Here is a 15,902-nt window from a genome sequence, read left to right on the forward strand (position 1 = left end):
ACTGCGGGGTGATCGTCTTCCTATGCTCTGCGGGCATGGAGCTGATCCAGAAAACCCCCGACCTTTCCGCCTACCTAGCCGCCGATGAGGCCATCGACCATGACCACCCGGTCATCAGGGAGACGGCCGCACGGCTCGCCAGGGAGGCGGACGACTCGTATGCCTATGCGCGGCTCGCCTTCGAATTCGTCCGCGACGCGATCCCGCACTCCCAGGACTCCGGCGACCTCCGCGTCACCTGGCGGGCCTCCGACGTCCTGGAGCAGGGCACCGGCATCTGTTACGCCAAGGCCCACGCGCTGGCCGCCCTGCTGCGTGCCGAGGACATTCCGACCGCGCTCTGTTATCAGAAGTTCGACGTGGTGCACGGCCTGGTCGCGGTGCGGTTCAACGGCGCCTGGCACCGCCAGGATCCCCGCGGCAACAAGCCCGGTGTGGACGCCCAGTTCTCCCTGGACGGCGAGCAGCTGGCCTTCACGCCCGATCCGGAGTCCAACGAGATGGACTACCCGGTCCTGTACGCTGAACCGCACCCGGCCGTCCTGAGCGTCCTCAAGGCCGCCCCCGACCGGCCGTACCTCTGGAAAACGCTCCCCACCGCACTCTGAGGCACCCGATGACCCTCTCCCTGACCGTGTCCGACGAGGTGCGCGCTCTTGCGCCCGGCTTCACGCACCTCGCCATCGAGGCCCACGGACTCGTCAACGGGCCCAGCACGGAAGCCAGTTCCGCGCTGCTCGACGACGCGGCCCGCCGTCTCGCCGTACGGCTGGACGGGCGTGCCCCGCACGAGGACCCGCACATGGCGGCCTGGCGGGAGGTCTACACGGCGTTCGGCTCGAAGCCCTCACGCACCCGCAACTCGGCGGAGGCGCTCGCGAAGAGGGCCCTGTCGGACGCGGGCCTGCCCCGCATCAACCTCCTGGTCGACCTCTACAACGCGATCAGCGTCGCGCACCTCATCCCCGTCGGCGGCGAGGACCTCGACCGCGTCCGGGGCGGGATGCGCCTCGTGAGGGCCACCGGCGACGAGGACTTCGTGACGGTGGCCGGTGGCGAGGAGGTCGTCGAGCATCCCGACGCGGGGGAGGTCGTATGGCGCGACGACGCAGGCGTGACCTGCCGCCGCTGGAACTGGCGGCAGGGTCCTCGCACCAGGCTCACCGAGGAGACGGTCTCGGGGATCTTCCTGCTGGAGAGCCTCGCGCCGATGCCGGTGGCGGACGTGGAGAAGGCGGCCGCCGAACTGGCCGAGCTGCTGGAGAAGTTCAGTCCGGGAGCGCGGATCACGGCGGCCGTTCAGTAACGCTAGCGGGCCTCGGCCTCGCGGACCTGCTCGGGCGTGGGCGCCGTACCCCCGAGATGCGCCGGCATCCACCACGTGTCGTCCGGTCCCTTGGGGCGCACCGGGTAGGCGCGCTGGGCGGCTTCCAGCAACTCGTTGACCCGCTCCCGCACCTGTCGGGTGATCGCCCCCGCGTACTTGTCCCGGGACGCCTCGATCGCCTCCCCGACCCGGATCGTGACCGGGATGTGGCTGCGCTTGAAGTTGCGGGGGTGCCCCTTGGTCCACAGTCGCTGCGTGCCCCAGAGGGCCATCGGGATCAGGGGGACACCCGCCTCCTGGGCCATCCGCGCCGCACCCGACTTGAAGCTCTTCAGCGTGAAGGACTGCGAGATCGTCGCCTCCGGGAAGACCCCGACGATCTCGCCCGACCGCAGCGACTCCAGAGCGTGCGCGTAGGCCGTCTCGCCCTGCTCGCGGTCGACCGGAATGTGCTTCATCCCGCGCATCAGCGGACCCGAGACCTTGTGGCGGAAGACGGACTCCTTCGCCATGAACCGCACAAGACGCTTCTGCGGGAGAGCTGCCAGGCCGTTGAAGACGAAGTCCAGGTAGCTGATGTGGTTGCTCACCAGCACGGCGCCGCCCGAGCGCGGGATGTTCTCCGAACCCTTGAGGTCGATCTTGAGATCCCAGGCCTTGAACAAGGCCTGCGCGAATCCGATGACGGGACGGTAGACAAGCTCTGCCATGGGCGGGGTGGGCCCTTTCCTGCTCTGCCCGGGAAGGGGGATCCCGGCGGTAAGTTACGCAGCCGTAGGTTTACGGCATCTCGCAGATCGTGCCCCAAGAACGGACGGGGAGCCAGCCCTGGTGCCCGCTCGGCGCGAGATTCTCGTCACGTCCGTCCGGTGATCCACCTCGGCGTTTTAAGTCACCTTTACTCCGTGCGTACCGTCACCCGCCGCACGAGCAGGTACATCTCGCATCCCAGGCAGTATCCGAACGTGGCGTTGAGGAACGCCGCGGCGAGCGCCGCGCCGGTGGCGGCGAGCCCGAGCCACTCCGGCCCGAGCCCGTATCCCACGAGTCCGAGGGCCGCGAAGGCGAGGCCCACGGCCTGCGCGAACCGCGGCGGCTCCGGGGCCTCGAACTCGGTCGGCGGCCCGATCCGCAGGCGGACGACTCTGCGGAACAGCCAGCCGTACGGCGAGCGGCCCACCCCGCCCGCCGCGCCCAGCGCGAACGCCAGCGTCTGCCAGGCCAGCAGCCAGACGTTGCCCGTGATCAGAACGGCCGCCAGCACGACCGTCGTCACGGCCGCGCCGAAACGCGGCCCCCTTGCATCAATGTCCATGAATCAAGCATTCCGCAACGGAAAGACTGTGGGGAGACGGGAATCTTTGCAGTCTCGTGAATGCTTACGCGGGTGATGACCGGACTCGTGGTGTGCGTGGTGGTGCTCGCGGTGGCGAGCGCCTATGGGGTGCTGCAACGGCGGCGGAGCGGGAGAGTGCGGGTGCGTGGGCGCGACGACGGCAAGAGGCTCGGCGCGGCCGAGTTGGGGGAGGACCTCGGTGAGCGCGCCACCCTCGTCCAGTTCTCCAGCGCCTTCTGCGCGCCCTGCCGGGCGACCCGGCGGGTGCTGGGTGAGGTCGCCGACATGGTCCCGGGTGTGGCCCACGTCGAGATCGACGCCGAGAAGAACCTCGATCTGGTCCGCGAACTGGACATCCTCAAGACGCCGACCGTGCTGGTCCTCGACGCCGACGGCAGGGTCGTACGGCGTGCCACCGGCCAGCCGCGCAAGGCGGACGTCATCGCGGCGATCGGAGAGGCGGTGTGACGCCCCACGCGCCCGCGGTGAGGCATCTCCCATATGCCGGGACCCACTTGACTGTGCACCACACCTATCGTCAGCCTGACCGTATGCCTACGGAACTCCTTCTGTTCGGGCGGGTCCACGTCGACCTCGCCCGCACCGCGAGCGCGCGCTGTCCGGCCTGTTGAGCAGCCACGGTCCAGCTCGACACTCCTCGCAGAAGGAACACCGCATGACGGCCACGCCCGACCTCGGCAGCCCTCGCCTCGCCTCTCCCGACCTCCTGCGCTCCGTCTTCCGGCGGCACGCGGCCGGAGTCGCCGTGATCACCGCGAGCGGTGACGCCGGCCCGGTCGGCTTCACCGCCACCTCTCTCGCCTCGGTCTCCGCCGAACCCCCCATGCTGTCCTTCGGGATCGGCACCACCGCCTCCAGTTGGCCCGCGATATCCCGGGCCGACCATGTCGGCGTGCACATACTCGGCGAGCACCAGGAGGAGCTGGCCGCCACCTTCGCCCGCAGCGGCGCCGACCGCTTCGGCGCCCCCACCGTCTGGCGCGAGGGGCCCGAGGGCGTCCCCCTCCTCGACGGCGTGCTCGCCTGGCTGGTGTGCCGGGTGCACGCACGCGTGCCCGCCGGTGATCACCGCATCGTGCTGGCGGAGGTGCGGCTCGGCGACCCCGAGGGCGCCGGCCGGCCGCTGCTCTACCACCAGGGCCGGTTCAACAGCCTGCGCGACTGATCGGCTCATCCATCCCTTCCGCCGGTGTGCGGGGCCGTCGAGTTCCGATTACGCTGCGTTGCGAAGGTCACAGTTCAAAGCGCTTGCTTAGCGGGCAGGAACTGGATGTACTGGTGAGTAATATTGCGGTCGGAGCAGAGCCCGCCCCGACCGGGATCGGCCGCTTGGGGCGCCTATGCTGCCTGCAAGAGGCAGCCGAGAAATGACGATGCAGTAGGAGAGCCGGCGTGAGCTTGAGGATCGTTGTCACTGTGAAGTACGTGCCCGACGCCACCGGCGACCGGCACTTCGCCGATGACCTGACCGTCGACCGTGACGACGTGGACGGTCTGCTCTCCGAGCTGGATGAGTACGCGGTCGAGCAGGCGCTGCAGATCTCGGAGAACTCCGACGACGACGTCGAGGTCACGGTCCTGACCGTCGGCCCCGAGGACGCCAAGGACGCGCTGCGCAAGGCGCTGTCCATGGGTGCCGACAAGGCCATCCACGTCGAGGACGACGACCTGCACGGCACCGACGTCATCGGCACCTCCCTGGTGCTGGCCAAGGCCATCGAGAAGGCCGGCTACGACCTGGTGATCTCCGGCCTGGCCTCCACCGACGGCACCATGGGCGTCGTCCCGGCCCTGCTGGCCGAGCGCCTGGGCGTCCCGCAGGTCACCCTGCTCTCCGAGGTCTCCGTCGAGGACGGCACCGTCAAGGGCCGCCGGGACGGCGACGCCGCCTCCGAGCAGCTGGAGGCCTCCCTCCCGGCCGTCGTCTCGGTCACCGACCAGTCGGGCGAGGCGCGTTACCCCTCCTTCAAGGGCATCATGGCGGCCAAGAAGAAGCCGGTGGAGTCCTGGGACCTGTCCGACCTGGACCTGGAGGCCGGTCAGGTCGGCCTGGAGGGCTCCTACACCACGGTCGACTCCGCCGCGGAGCGTCCGGCCCGCACGGCCGGCACGATCGTCAAGGACGAGGGCGAGGGCGGCAAGCAGCTCGCCGAGTTCCTCGCGAGCCAGAAGTTCATCTGAGGGTCACTGGCCCGCTGAGGCTCACCCCCCTTACCGCCCCTTAAGCCTTCGCAATCCGCAGGAGAGCATTCCCATGGCTGAAGTTCTCGTCTACGTCGACCACGTGGACGGCGCCGTCCGCAAGCCCACCCTGGAGCTGCTGACCCTGGCCCGCCGCATCGGCGAGCCGGTCGCCGTCGCGCTCGGTGCCGGTGCCGCCGACACCGCCGTCACCCTCGCCGAGCACGGCGCCGTCAAGGTCCTCACCCACGACGCCGCCGAGTACGCCGACTACCTGGTCGTACCCAAGGTCGACGCCCTCCAGGCCGCCGTGGAGGCCGTCTCCCCGGCCGCCGTGCTGGTGCCGTCCTCCGCCGAGGCCAAGGAGGTCGCCGCCCGTCTGGCGCTGCGCATCGGCTCCGGCATCATCACCGACGCCGTCGACCTGGAGGCCGGCGACGAGGGCCCGGTGGCCACCCAGTCGGTGTTCGCCGCCTCCTTCACCACCAAGTCCCGTGTCGCCAAGGGCACCCCGGTCATCACCGTCAAGCCCAACTCCGCCGCCGTCGAGGCCGCCCCGGCCGCCGGCGAGGTCTCGGAGCTGAGCGTGACCTTCTCCGCCCAGGCGACCGGCACCAAGGTCACCGGCCGTACCCCGCGTGAGTCGACCGGGCGTCCGGAGCTGACCGAGGCCGCGATCGTGGTCTCGGGTGGCCGTGGTGTCAACGGCGCCGAGAACTTCGCGATCATCGAGGCCCTCGCCGACTCCCTCGGCGCGGCCGTCGGCGCCTCGCGTGCCGCGGTGGACGCGGGCTGGTACCCGCACACCAACCAGGTCGGCCAGACCGGCAAGTCCGTCTCGCCGCAGCTGTACATCGCCTCCGGCATCTCCGGCGCGATCCAGCACCGCGCGGGCATGCAGACCTCGAAGACGATCGTGGCCATCAACAAGGACGCCGAGGCCCCGATCTTCGACCTCGTCGACTACGGCGTCGTCGGCGACCTCTTCGACGTCGTCCCCGCCCTCACCGAGGAGGTCAAGACCCGCAAGGGCTGATCCCGCTCCGGGCGTACGAGGCCCCCGTGACCGCCGACGCGGTCGCGGGGGCCTCGGCTCATCCCAGGGTGAGTGTGGCCTGCACCGGCAGGTGGTCGCTCGGGAACTGCCCGTTCTTCTCATAGGTGTTGACGGCGGCCCGGTGCACGGTCGTGCCGGGCGTGGCCAGGATCCAGTCGATGCGGTCGCCGTCGGGGACGAGGGGTCGGTATCCGTGGAAGGTGGCGTACAGCGCGCTGCGTTCGGCGGCCGCGTCCCAGGTGTCGACCAGCCCCGTGGTGAGCAGGGTGTCGTACGCCTGGTTGTCGTGGGCCGCGGCGTTGAAGTCGCCGGTCACGACGACCGGCAGGGCCGGGTCGAACGCGGCGATCTTCTGGGCGAGGAACTGTGCGGACCGCTCGCGCGTACTGGCCCACATGGTCGAAATGGGTGTTGAGGACGTGGAACTCCCGTCCGCCGGCGGCCCGGTCGCGAAAGCGGACCCAAGTGACGATCCGGGGGAGCGCGGCGCCCCAGGTGTTCGAGCCGATGACCCTGGGAGTGTCGGAGAGCCAGTACGTGTCGTGCTCGACGGGGGCCAGGCGCCGGGTGTCGTAGAAGACCGCCGTGGACTCGTCGTGGCTGCCGCCCTCGCGGCCGGTGCCGATCCAGTCGTAGTGCGCTCCGAGGTCGGCGTGGATGTCGAGCAGTTGCTGGTAGAGGCCTTCCTGGGTGCCCATCAGGGTGGGGGCCTCCTGGCGCAGCAGGCGGCGCATCACCGGGCGGCGGGCGGTCCAGCTGTTGGGTTCCAAGGTGCTGGCGAAGCGCAGATTGAACGTCATGACATCGAGTCGGCGGTGGTACGGCCTGGCGGCAGAGGCCGGCAGCGTGCCCATCAGCGGCACGGTGACGGCGGCGGCCAGGGCGGTTCTCAGGCCCATGCGACGCGTCATTCTGTGGGTGTCCGACATGTTGTTCCCTCCCGACGGGACAGGATGAATGTTGGAACCGGAGTGCGGTAGAGGGCGTAGAGGTTCTCGGCACCTTGAATGAACCGGGTGGCTCATGCTGTGGACGGGGTGTTGACCGTCGGGAAGCTTCGCGGATAACTTCGTTCTACGGATTGTTGATTCCGTATCGCGGAAACTAGGAGGCTGTGGGATGGGTCAGGGCCAGCAGGAGCAGGTGGCGACGAGCCTCGCGGGTGCCGTCAGCGAGGAGATCAGCGCCTCCCTCGCGCCGGTCGACGCCGAACTGGAGCGCCGCTACCCCGGAGACCCCGGCACCCGCCAGCCCGTGCACACCGTCTACGTCCCCGCTGACGCCTTCACCGCCGACACCGTCCGTTCCTGGGGCGACAAGGCCCTCGCCGCCCTCGACGAACACGCCCCGGACGCCGCCTCCCTCGCCGCCGTCCTCGGGCTGTCCGAGGAACTCGCCGAGCCCGTCCACGCGCGCGTGCGCGCCAAGCTGGAGCGCGAGCCGATCGAGGACCTGCGCGTCGACTTCGAGGACGGGTACGGCCCGCGCCCGGACGCCGAGGAGGACGAGACGGCGGCCCGCGCGGCCCGGCTGATCGCCGAGGCGTACGAGAACGGCACGGCGGCGCCGTACATGGGCATCCGCATGAAGTGCATGGAGGCGTCAGTCCGGGACCGGGGCATCCGCACCCTCGACGTCTTCCTCACCGGCCTGATGGCGGCGGGCGGCCTGCCCGAGGGGCTGGTGCTCACCCTGCCGAAGGTGACGTACGCCGAGCAGGTCAGCGCGTTCGCCCGGCTCCTGGAGGCCTTCGAGAAGGCGCACGGCCTGGACTCCGGCCGGCTCGGCTTCGAGATCCAGATCGAGACCAGCCAGTCCATCCTCGCCACCGACGGCACCGCCACGGTCGCCCGGATGATCCAGGCCGCCGAGGGCCGCGCCACCGGACTGCACTACGGCACCTTCGACTACAGCGCCTGCCTCGGCGTCTCCGCCGCCCACCAGGCCAGTGACCACCCTGCCGCCGACCACGCCAAGGCCGTCATGCAGGTCGCGGCCGCGGGCACCGGCGTACGCGTCTCGGACGGCTCCACCAACGTCCTGCCGGTCGGGCCGACCGCGAAGGTCCACGACGCCTGGCGGCTGCACTACGGCCTCACCCGCCGCGCCCTGGCCCGCGCCTACTACCAGGGCTGGGACATGCACCCCGGCCACCTCCCGACCCGGTACGCGGCCGTGTTCGCCTTCTACCGCGAGGGCTTCGAGCAGGCCGCCGGCCGTCTCGCCCGGTACGCGGGCCGTCTCGGCGGTGACGTCATGGACGAGCCCGCCACCGCCAAGGCGCTCAGCGGCTATCTGCTGCGCGGTCTCGACTGCGGCGCCCTCGACATCGGCGAGGTCGCGCGGCTGACCGGCCTGACCCGGGCCGATCTGCAGGGCTACGCGGCGCCCCGGCGCGGTGATCTGACGGCCTCCACGAAGTAGGGGAAGACGTAGCGGACCTGTCACAGACGCAACCAGCGGCTGGAGTTGTCACTCCTGCCCCGTAGGCTGTCTCGCACGCATTGACGGGTCACAGAAACGGGGCAGCGGTGTCTTCGGGGGAGACCAACGGAAAGGGCCAGGACGAGGCGGGTCGGCTCCTGGCCGGGCGTTATCGTGTCGTGGCCCAGCTCGGGCGCGGCGGTATGGGCGTGGTCTGGCGGGCGGTCGACGAGGTCCTCGGCCGCGAGGTCGCCGTCAAGGAACTGCGCACCTACACCGACGCCGACGGCCCCGAACTCGCCGATTTGCGGCTGCGGATGCAGCGCGAGGCCCGAGCGGCGGCCCGGGTCCGGCATCCCGGCGTCGTCGCGGTGCACGACGTGGCCGAGGTCGACGGGCGTCCCCTGATCGTCATGGAGCTGGTCGACGGCCCGTCCCTGGACGCCGTGCTGCGCAGCCGCGGCCCCCTCGACCCGCGTGAGGCGGCCGCGATCGGCGCCAAGGTCATGGACGCGCTGGCCGCCGCCCACGCGGTCGGCGTACTGCACCGGGACGTCAAGCCCGGCAACATCCTGCTCGACCCCTCCGGGCGTGTCCTGCTCACCGACTTCGGCATCGCCACCATGGAGGACCCGGGCGACGGCTCGGCCACCAGCCTGACCCGCACCGGGCATCTCGTCGGTTCCCTGGACTACATGGCCCCCGAGCGTGCCCAGGGCGCCGATCCGGGACCGGCCTCCGACGTGTGGGGCCTGGGCGCCACGCTGTACGCGGCGATCGAGGGCGCCTCGCCGTTCCGTCGTACGTCGACGTTCTCCACGCTCACCGCGATCGTCGGCGAACCGCTCCCCGAGTCCCACCGTGCCGGTCCCCTCGGACCCGTCCTCCAGCGGCTGCTGGACAAGCGGCCCGAGGCCCGCCCGGGGGCCGAGGAGGCGCGCGTGCTGCTGCAGGCGGTGGCGGACGGCGCCGAGACCCGGGCGGACAGTGCCACGACGACCTTGCGGAGTACGGCGGGCGCGGCGGGGCAGGCCGGGACGGCACCCGACGTCCCGGCGGCGCCGGGATCCGGATCGCCGGCGAGGGATGAGGCCGAGCCGGCTGGGCGGCACGAGACGGCAGGACCCGCAGCGGCACCGGGACCGGCGGTCAGCCAGCCGACCGGGCCCGGGACTCCTGCCGTGGGTGCCACGGGCCAGGTCGAGGCCCCGGCGCCTTGGTGGGTGGGGTCCGCTGCTCAGGGCGATGCGGGGGGACAGGCCGGCCCTCCGGTGCAGGGCTTCGGACCCGCCTCCCAAGGCGGTGCTCCGGCACCTGGCTCGGCGACGTCCGCGGTACCCCAGGGCCCTGTTCCGGGACCGGCGGCACCCTTGGCGCACAGCCACGAGACGCCCGTCCTTCGCGACACGCGCCCCATGGACCCCTCCCGTGCGCCCCGTCGCAACCGGCGCGTCCTGCTCGCCGCCGCGGCCGTCGTGGTCGTTCTCGCGGTGGCCGGCACGGCCGTCGCGTTCATGAACAACTCGGGCACGACCGAGGCCGACGCCCGGCCGACCGCCTCCGGCACGAATGAGTCGGCCTCGGCCTCCGCCTCCGCGCGGACCGACGGCGACCATGCGGGCAACGCCGCGCTGACGGACGGGCAGGCCAAGAAGACCCCGGGCGCGAAGAAGACGTCGGGAGAGGACGACAGCGCCGAACCCACGAGCCGTGCCTCCACGTCCTCCCCGGGGCACCATTCGGGCGGCGGCTCGGCCGGCGACGATGCCGGCGGCAGCGACTCCGGGGACGGCGGTACGACCGGCGACGACGACACCGGCACCCCGGCCCCGGCACCGGCCTGCACGGCCATCGGCGGGGGCAAGTACAACTGCACCGTCTGGAAGACCGCCAAGTCCTACACCGCCTCCGGCGCCGAGGCCGGCGTCCTCTACGCGGGCACCAACTATTTCTTCTGCCAGTCGAACCTGGGCCGCCGTGAGACGTCCGGCCAGTGGACCAACGTGTGGTGGGCGAAGACGGACGACGACAGCGGCAATACCGGCGTCTACGTCAGCGACGTCTACCTCAAGGGCGGCAACAACGACGAGCCGGTGCCCGGACTCCCGGTCTGCTGAGCCGTCACGTACCGCTCCAGGCCGGACTCCGTGACCCGCTTCTCGTCGGCGAACAACCGGGTGCCCGCCGCACACAGCTGCCGGTCGGCGCGGGCCCGTGCCACGAACTCCTCCGGGTTGACCCCGAACAGCTCCCGCAACCGGGCCGATCCCACGAGGAGTTCGGTCAGCAGCTCCCGCTGGCCGGGGTGGGTGCGCGGGACGCCGGTGCCGTCGTGCAGGACGCCGTGGCGATTGACGTAGGAGTGGACGCCCGGCAGCGTGACGCCGCCGGGCAGCTCGATGCGCACCTCGGGTGCGGGCAGCCAGGCCCGCCCGTAGTTGCCGTGCGCCAGGGGCACCCCCTCGCTCGCGTCGATGATCGCCAGTTGCTCGGCGTCCAGCCACAGGACGAACAACTCCCGCACCGCGTCCGGCGCTTCGAAGGGCGACGCGGACACGTATCCCATGCGGCTCACGTGCGCGGAGACACCCACGCCGACGCCGGTCACCCGTGCCTTCACCATCGGGATCGGCGAGGTGATCCCGAACTCCGCCATCTTGTGGCGTAGTTGTGCCGGACTGGCGTTGGAGCCGACCGCGAGGACGGGGGCGCGCTCCTCGTGCCACCTCCCGTCACGGGGAAGAGGGACCAACCGGTCACCGTCGAGCAGCGCGGAGTCCGCCGGCCAGGAGCCGGGATAGAGGAGCGGATGCTCGCGGGGAGCCTCGGCCAGGCCGAGTGCCTCGAGGGTGAAGTTCTCCATGGCCGCTCAATCCGCCGGCGGGAGCTCGCCCGAGCCCCGGGTGATCAGTCGGGTCGGCAGTTCGATCCGCTCCGGCGTCAGCAGCGTGCCGTCCAGCTGGCGGAACAGCCGCTCCGCGGCCGTACGCCCCAGCGTCGCCGCGTCCTGGGCGACGACCGTGACGGCCGGCTGCAGCAGATCGGCGAGTTCGATGTCGTCGAAGCCGACGAGGGCGACCCGGCGGGTGTGTTCGGCGAGCACCCGGATCACGGTGACCGTCACGCGGTTGTTGCCGGTGAAGATCGCGGTGACGGGGGAGGGGCCGGTGAGCATCCCCTCCGCCGCCCGGCGCACCCGCTGCGGGTCGGTGACGCCCAGCGACGTCCAGGCGTCCGCCACCTCGATACCCGCGTCCTCCATGGCGGCCCGGTATCCGCGCAGCCGCTCAGCGGCCGTGTGGATGCGGGGCATGTCGCCGATGAAGCCGATCCGCCGGTGGCCGTGGGCGATGAGGTGGGCCACGGCGTCGCGGGCGCCGCCGAAGTTGTCGGAGAGGACGACGTCGGCGTCGATCCGGCCCGCCGGACGGTCCACGAACACCGTGGCCACGCCCGCCTTGAGCTCCGGCTCCAGATAGCGGTGGTCGTCACCGGCCGGAATGACCACCAGGCCATCCACCCGCCGGGCGCACAGCGCCAGCACCAGCTCCTGCTCGCGCTCCGGGTCCTCGGCACTGGAACCGTTGATGAGCAGGGCGCCGTTGGCCCGGGCGATCTCCTCCACCGCGCGGCTGAGCGGGCCGTAGAACGGGTCGGCGAGGTCCTCCAGGACCAGGCCGATGCTGGCGGTACGGCCCTTGCGCAGCACGCGCGCGCTGTCGTTGCGGCGGAAGCCGAGGGCCTCGATGGCCTCCCGGACCCGGTGTTCCGTCTCCGGTGTGACACCCGCTTCGCCGTTCACCACACGCGAGACCGTCTTGAGTCCGACGCCGGCTCGCGCGGCCACGTCCTTCATGGTCGGCCGGTTGCCGTACCGGGTCGTGGCGAGGCGGTCTGCTCGGCTGTGGGTGTCGGGCACGATACGGCGTCCTGTCCTGTCGTCGACGGGGATGCGCTGGTCCATGATTTTGTATGAGGATGTGGCGTCGAGCATAGAGCCTGGACAACGTTGTCAGATGCGGGAGACACTGTCCACCGCAATCTGTCGGCCGGCGCCCCCACCGCGAGACCGGCCTGTCCATCCCTCACGGTTGACCGGGGAGAACTGACACTGATGCACACCGACCTCGTGGCTGCGCTCGACATCGGCGGCACCAAGATCGCCGGAGCGCTGGTGGACGGCCACGGCCGGATCCTGCTCCGCGCACAGCGGGCCACGCCCGCGCAGGAGGACGGCGAGAGCGTGATGCGGGCCGTCGAGGAGACCCTCGGCGAGCTCACCGACTCGCCGCTGTGGGGGCGCGCAGGCGCTCTCGGCATCGGCAGCGCGGGCCCGGTGGACGCCTCCACCGGCACCGTGAGCCCGGTGAACGTGCCGGGCTGGCGCGACTATCCGCTGGTCCGCAGGGTCCGGGAGGCGGCCGGCGGGCTTCCCGTCGAGCTGATCGGCGACGGTGTGGCCATCACGGCGGCGGAACACTGGCAGGGGGCCGCGCGCGGCCACGACAACGCGCTGTGCATGGTCGTGTCGACCGGGGTGGGAGGCGGTCTGGTGCTGAACGGCCAACTGCACGCCGGACCCACCGGGAACGCCGGTCACATCGGGCACATCAGTGTCGATCTCGACGGTGACCCGTGCCCGTGCGGCGCGCGCGGCTGTGTGGAACGCATAGCCAGCGGCCCGAACATCGCCCGGCGCGCGCTGGAGAACGGCTGGCGGCCCGGTCCCGACGGCGACACCTCCGCCGCCGCGGTGGCCGACGCGGCCCGGGGCGGCGATCCGGTCGCCGTGGCCTCGTTCGCCCGGGCGGCCCAGGCGCTGGCCGCCGGCATCGCGGCCACCGCGACCCTCGTGGAGATCGACATCGCGGTCATCGGCGGCGGGGTCGGCAAGGCGGGCGACGTCCTGTTCGAACCGCTCCGCAAGGCGCTGGGCGACTACGCGACCCTGTCCTTCGTCCAGCGCCTGACGATCGTGCCCGCACAGATGGGCACGGACGCCGGGTTGGTCGGCGCGGCCGCGGCGGCGCTGGCGAAGCGGACCGACACGGCCGCCGTGGTCTGACACCGGGGTTCCGGGCCGACTGGGTCTGGAGAAACGTTCACCTGGCGGCCGGGTCCGAGGACGGGCCCGGCCGTCAGGTGCCTACGGCAGCTCTCAGCAGCTCAACTGCGCGTCGGCCCAGTCGGCGTGGTCGGAGTCGATGCCGTCGCCGCCGTCGGTGACGACCAGCCGGACCAGCCGGGCGCCGGTGACGTCCGCGGTGAGTGGCTGGGCCGGCATGGCGTTGGTCAGGACGCCGGTGGACGCCACCTTGGTGCCGTCCGCCCACACCTCGAAGGCAACCGTGCCGTTCGCGCCCTTCTCGTCGTCCACGCCGACCTGCGCGGTGACCGTCTCGCAGGCCGTGCCCGTGTAGTACTCGACCGAGCTCTCGGCATGCACCCCGAGCCCCTTGGCGTACACCACCCCGCCGATGGTGATCGGATGACCGTCGCCCGCGGCGCTCTCCCCGTTGCTGGTGTTGCGTTCGACGGGACCGTAGCCGTTGGCGGCCGACAGCCAGGGCAGATCACCGAGGCCCGAGGTGCCCGAAGGCGGCGGGACCACAACGGTCGCGGCGAAGGACAGGGTGCTGTCGGCCCGGACGCCGGACGGTGAGCGGTAAGTCGCCCTGAGCGTCAGGTCGTACGACCCCGTCGGCGTCCCCGGCGGCGCGGTGACCGACCACTTCGTGCGCAGCGAACGGCCCGTGGGCAGGGCGGCGGTGGAGGTCGGTGAGGTGGCCCGCACGGCCCAGCCCTCGGGACCGGACAGCCGTACGGAGACCCGCGTGGCCGGGGTGCGTCCCAGGTCGGTGACCGTCGTCGTCAGCGCGGCGGGCGTGCCCGCCTGGACCAAGGTGTCGCCGTCGAGGCCGAGTTCGACGGCGGGCGGGTGCTGGTGCCACCTGCGGTCGGCGAAGACCCGTACGAGAACCGTCCCGTGCGCCGGGACCGTCGCCGAGATGGTGCCCGCGGTGTTGTAGCTCCGGTGCTGCCACAGGTCGCGCAGGGTGTACGCGTCGGCGGCGGGCAGGCCGACGGCCGCGGCGGTCGTGGCGATGCGCTGGGGGCTGCCCGACTCGTTGAACAGGGCGACCGTGCGGCTGCCGTCCTTCATCTCCTTGGCGACGACCCAGCGCCCGCCCCCGGAGGAGACCACGCTGCCCTGCTTGCCCAGCGGGTCCTGGTCGACGGCGATGACCTCCTTGTTGCCGAGGATCTCGAGGGTCTCCGCGGAGGCCGAGCGCAGGTCGCTGCCGATGAGCAGGGGCGCGGCCATGACCGACCACATCGAGAAGTGCGAGCGGTACTCGGTCGCCGTCATGCCGCCGTTGCCGATCTCCAGCATGTCGGGGTCGTTCCAGTGCCCGGGGCCCGCGTAGGGCGCCAGCGGCAGGTTCTGCTTGAGGATCGAGAGCATCGAGCCCCAGGTGTCGCTGATGTCGCCGGTGGTGCGCCACAGGTGTCCGACGTCGGCGGCCCACTCCCAGGGCTTGTTCTGGCCCCATTCGCAGATGCTGTAGACGATCGGTCTGCCGGTCGCCTTCAGGGCGTCGCGCATGGTCGTGTAACGCAGCTCGGCGTCCACGCCCTGGTTGTTGCAGTTGTCGTACTTCAGGTAGTCGACGCCCCAGTCGGCGAACTGCTGGGCGTCGCTGTACTCATGGCCCAGCGCGCCCGGGAAACCGGAGCTGCTGCACGTCTTCGTGCCCGCGCTGGTGTAGATGCCGAGCTTGAGCCCCTTGGAGTGCACATAGTCGGCGACGGCCTTGATGCCGTTCGGGAAGCGGGCCGGGTCCGGGACGAGTCTGCCGTCGGTGTCCCGGTCCGGCAGGGCCCAGCAGTCGTCGAGGTTGACGTACTGGTACCCGGCGTCCTTGAGGCCCTTGTCGACGAAGATGTCCGCGATCCCCTTGACCATGGACTCGTTGAACTCGGCCCGGCAGTGGGTGGAGTTCCAGTTGTTGAAGCCCATGGGAGGGGTGAGGGCAAGGCCGTCGGCCAGGGCGGGGGAGCCGGGGGAGCCCGTGCTGCCCTCCTCGGCCGCGACGGCGGGAGCCGCCCCGGCCGCCGCGAACAGCAGCACCGTGAGCGCGGTGACCATCCTTCGGCGGGTCGTGCGGATGTGAAGGTTACGCATCGTTACGTTCCTCCGAACCAGCGGAAGGTGTCATGACGGCATGTACGCGTCATGTCGTGGGCGTTTACGTTAGGACGTGTTGGACTCTGGTGGAAGGGAGCGGCGCGGCGTACGGCAGCGTGACTCATTCCGTCCGGTGCCGTTGATCAGGCCATGAAGAAGCGCAGCATGCTCGCCATCGCCTCCCTCGCCACCGGTTTCGTCGTCGCGGCGATCACCCCCTCGCACGCCTTGGGCGAGGAACTCGATCACCTCGACGTCGACAAGAGCCTCAGCAGTCTCGATCAGACCGTCGCCGACGAGAGCCTGGACGGCCTGGACGGGACCGTCCTCGGGCAGAGCGGCTGACAAGGGCGGCGGGCGACCGCAC

Annotated in this window: 16 protein-coding genes; 10 read left to right on the plus strand and 6 right to left on the minus strand. The window is 71.2% G+C overall.

Annotated elements, in window-relative coordinates:
* Positions 1–35 precede the first annotated feature (35 nt).
* Entirely contained in the window at positions 36–608 is a 573-nt protein-coding gene (locus ACGFWE_RS22480; RefSeq protein WP_352386547.1) for a transglutaminase family protein, read from the plus strand.
* Positions 609–616: 8 nt separating this feature from the next.
* Positions 617–1,306, plus strand: coding sequence for a phenylalanine--tRNA ligase beta subunit-related protein (locus ACGFWE_RS22485; protein ID WP_352386546.1), 690 nt, complete (start codon positions 617–619; stop codon positions 1,304–1,306).
* Positions 1,307–1,308: 2 nt separating this feature from the next.
* Here the strand turns inward: ACGFWE_RS22485 and ACGFWE_RS22490 are convergent, their stop codons facing one another.
* On the minus strand, positions 1,309–2,037 hold the full coding sequence (locus tag ACGFWE_RS22490; protein WP_352386544.1) for a lysophospholipid acyltransferase family protein: 729 nt from the start codon (positions 2,035–2,037) through the stop codon (positions 1,309–1,311).
* A 188-nt stretch (positions 2,038–2,225) separates the two neighbouring features.
* A complete protein-coding gene (locus tag ACGFWE_RS22495; protein WP_393601214.1) occupies positions 2,226–2,642 on the minus strand; it encodes a DUF4395 domain-containing protein in 417 nt (138 codons plus the stop codon).
* Between the two features lie 75 nt (positions 2,643–2,717).
* On the opposite strand from ACGFWE_RS22495, the gene ACGFWE_RS22500 reads away from it, so the two are divergent.
* The 4 genes from ACGFWE_RS22500 (at position 2,718) to ACGFWE_RS22515 (ending at position 5,901) form a co-directional block, all read left to right on the plus strand.
* Positions 2,718–3,131 carry a TlpA family protein disulfide reductase gene (locus ACGFWE_RS22500; RefSeq protein ID WP_393601216.1) on the plus strand — a complete coding sequence of 138 codons (414 nt, stop codon included), beginning with the start codon at positions 2,718–2,720 and terminating at the stop codon, positions 3,129–3,131.
* Positions 3,132–3,339: 208 nt separating this feature from the next.
* Positions 3,340–3,849, plus strand: a complete 510-nt coding sequence (locus ACGFWE_RS22505; RefSeq protein WP_352386539.1) for a flavin reductase family protein — start codon at positions 3,340–3,342, stop codon at positions 3,847–3,849.
* A 227-nt stretch (positions 3,850–4,076) separates the two neighbouring features.
* On the plus strand, positions 4,077–4,865 hold the full coding sequence (locus ACGFWE_RS22510) for an electron transfer flavoprotein subunit beta/FixA family protein (RefSeq protein ID WP_393601218.1): 789 nt from the start codon (positions 4,077–4,079) through the stop codon (positions 4,863–4,865).
* Positions 4,866–4,938: 73 nt separating this feature from the next.
* On the plus strand, positions 4,939–5,901 hold the full coding sequence (locus ACGFWE_RS22515; RefSeq protein ID WP_393601220.1) for an electron transfer flavoprotein subunit alpha/FixB family protein: 963 nt from the start codon (positions 4,939–4,941) through the stop codon (positions 5,899–5,901).
* A gap of 58 nt (positions 5,902–5,959) precedes the next feature.
* Here ACGFWE_RS22515 and ACGFWE_RS22520 read toward each other — a convergent pair whose 3' ends face one another.
* Positions 5,960–6,328 (minus strand): endonuclease/exonuclease/phosphatase family protein, encoded by a 369-nt coding sequence (locus ACGFWE_RS22520; RefSeq protein ID WP_393601960.1) that lies wholly within the window; start codon positions 6,326–6,328, stop codon positions 5,960–5,962.
* A gap of 713 nt (positions 6,329–7,041) precedes the next feature.
* Between ACGFWE_RS22520 and ACGFWE_RS22525 the strand changes: the two genes are divergently transcribed.
* Together ACGFWE_RS22525 and ACGFWE_RS22530 are read left to right on the plus strand one after the other, a co-directional pair.
* Positions 7,042–8,346 (plus strand): DUF6986 family protein, encoded by a 1,305-nt coding sequence (locus ACGFWE_RS22525; RefSeq protein ID WP_393601222.1) that lies wholly within the window; start codon positions 7,042–7,044, stop codon positions 8,344–8,346.
* Between the two features lie 107 nt (positions 8,347–8,453).
* A complete protein-coding gene (locus ACGFWE_RS22530; RefSeq protein ID WP_393601224.1) occupies positions 8,454–10,463 on the plus strand; it encodes a protein kinase in 2,010 nt (669 codons plus the stop codon).
* Here the strand turns inward: ACGFWE_RS22530 and ACGFWE_RS22535 are convergent.
* Both ACGFWE_RS22535 and ACGFWE_RS22540 read right to left on the minus strand, forming a co-directional pair.
* Entirely contained in the window at positions 10,409–11,209 is an 801-nt protein-coding gene (locus tag ACGFWE_RS22535) for a hypothetical protein (protein WP_393601226.1), read from the minus strand. The genes ACGFWE_RS22530 and ACGFWE_RS22535 overlap by 55 nt on opposite strands.
* 6 nt (positions 11,210–11,215) lie before the next feature.
* Positions 11,216–12,265 (minus strand): LacI family DNA-binding transcriptional regulator, encoded by a 1,050-nt coding sequence (locus ACGFWE_RS22540; RefSeq protein WP_352387120.1) that lies wholly within the window; start codon positions 12,263–12,265, stop codon positions 11,216–11,218.
* A 195-nt stretch (positions 12,266–12,460) separates the two neighbouring features.
* On the opposite strand from ACGFWE_RS22540, the gene ACGFWE_RS22545 reads away from it, so the two are divergent.
* Positions 12,461–13,411: an ROK family protein gene (locus tag ACGFWE_RS22545; RefSeq protein ID WP_352386525.1), complete on the plus strand. Its 951-nt coding sequence runs from the start codon at positions 12,461–12,463 to the stop codon at positions 13,409–13,411.
* A 93-nt stretch (positions 13,412–13,504) separates the two neighbouring features.
* Here ACGFWE_RS22545 and ACGFWE_RS22550 read toward each other — a convergent pair whose 3' ends face one another.
* Positions 13,505–15,532, minus strand: coding sequence for an NPCBM/NEW2 domain-containing protein (locus ACGFWE_RS22550; RefSeq protein ID WP_393601228.1), 2,028 nt, complete (start codon positions 15,530–15,532; stop codon positions 13,505–13,507).
* 153 nt (positions 15,533–15,685) lie between these two features.
* Between ACGFWE_RS22550 and ACGFWE_RS22555 the strand changes: the two genes are divergently transcribed.
* Complete coding sequence (locus ACGFWE_RS22555) at positions 15,686–15,880, plus strand: hypothetical protein (RefSeq protein WP_352386521.1); 195 nt, start codon at positions 15,686–15,688, stop codon at positions 15,878–15,880.
* Positions 15,881–15,902: the final 22 nt, after the last annotated feature.

It is taken from the genome of Streptomyces sp. NPDC048523 (genome assembly GCF_043199815.1).
Taxonomy (GTDB): domain Bacteria; phylum Actinomycetota; class Actinomycetes; order Streptomycetales; family Streptomycetaceae; genus Streptomyces.

What these genes read in the sequence shown, in the direction of transcription:
- ACGFWE_RS22480 (WP_352386547.1), top strand. Translation starts at nt 36, where the DNA reads ATGGAGCTGATCCAGAAAACCCCCGACCTTTCCGCCTACCTAGCCGCC.
- ACGFWE_RS22485 (WP_352386546.1), top strand. Translation starts at nt 617, where the DNA reads ATGACCCTCTCCCTGACCGTGTCCGACGAGGTGCGCGCTCTTGCGCCC.
- ACGFWE_RS22490 (WP_352386544.1), bottom strand. Translation starts at nt 2,037, where the DNA reads ATGGCAGAGCTTGTCTACCGTCCCGTCATCGGATTCGCGCAGGCCTTG.
- ACGFWE_RS22495 (WP_393601214.1), bottom strand. Translation starts at nt 2,642, where the DNA reads ATGGACATTGATGCAAGGGGGCCGCGTTTCGGCGCGGCCGTGACGACG.
- ACGFWE_RS22500 (WP_393601216.1), top strand. Translation starts at nt 2,718, where the DNA reads ATGACCGGACTCGTGGTGTGCGTGGTGGTGCTCGCGGTGGCGAGCGCC.
- ACGFWE_RS22505 (WP_352386539.1), top strand. Translation starts at nt 3,340, where the DNA reads ATGACGGCCACGCCCGACCTCGGCAGCCCTCGCCTCGCCTCTCCCGAC.
- ACGFWE_RS22515 (WP_393601220.1), top strand. Translation starts at nt 4,939, where the DNA reads ATGGCTGAAGTTCTCGTCTACGTCGACCACGTGGACGGCGCCGTCCGC.
- ACGFWE_RS22525 (WP_393601222.1), top strand. Translation starts at nt 7,042, where the DNA reads ATGGGTCAGGGCCAGCAGGAGCAGGTGGCGACGAGCCTCGCGGGTGCC.
- ACGFWE_RS22535 (WP_393601226.1), bottom strand. Translation starts at nt 11,209, where the DNA reads ATGGAGAACTTCACCCTCGAGGCACTCGGCCTGGCCGAGGCTCCCCGC.
- ACGFWE_RS22545 (WP_352386525.1), top strand. Translation starts at nt 12,461, where the DNA reads ATGCACACCGACCTCGTGGCTGCGCTCGACATCGGCGGCACCAAGATC.
- ACGFWE_RS22550 (WP_393601228.1), bottom strand. Translation starts at nt 15,532, where the DNA reads ATGCGTAACCTTCACATCCGCACGACCCGCCGAAGGATGGTCACCGCG.
- ACGFWE_RS22555 (WP_352386521.1), top strand. Translation starts at nt 15,686, where the DNA reads ATGAAGAAGCGCAGCATGCTCGCCATCGCCTCCCTCGCCACCGGTTTC.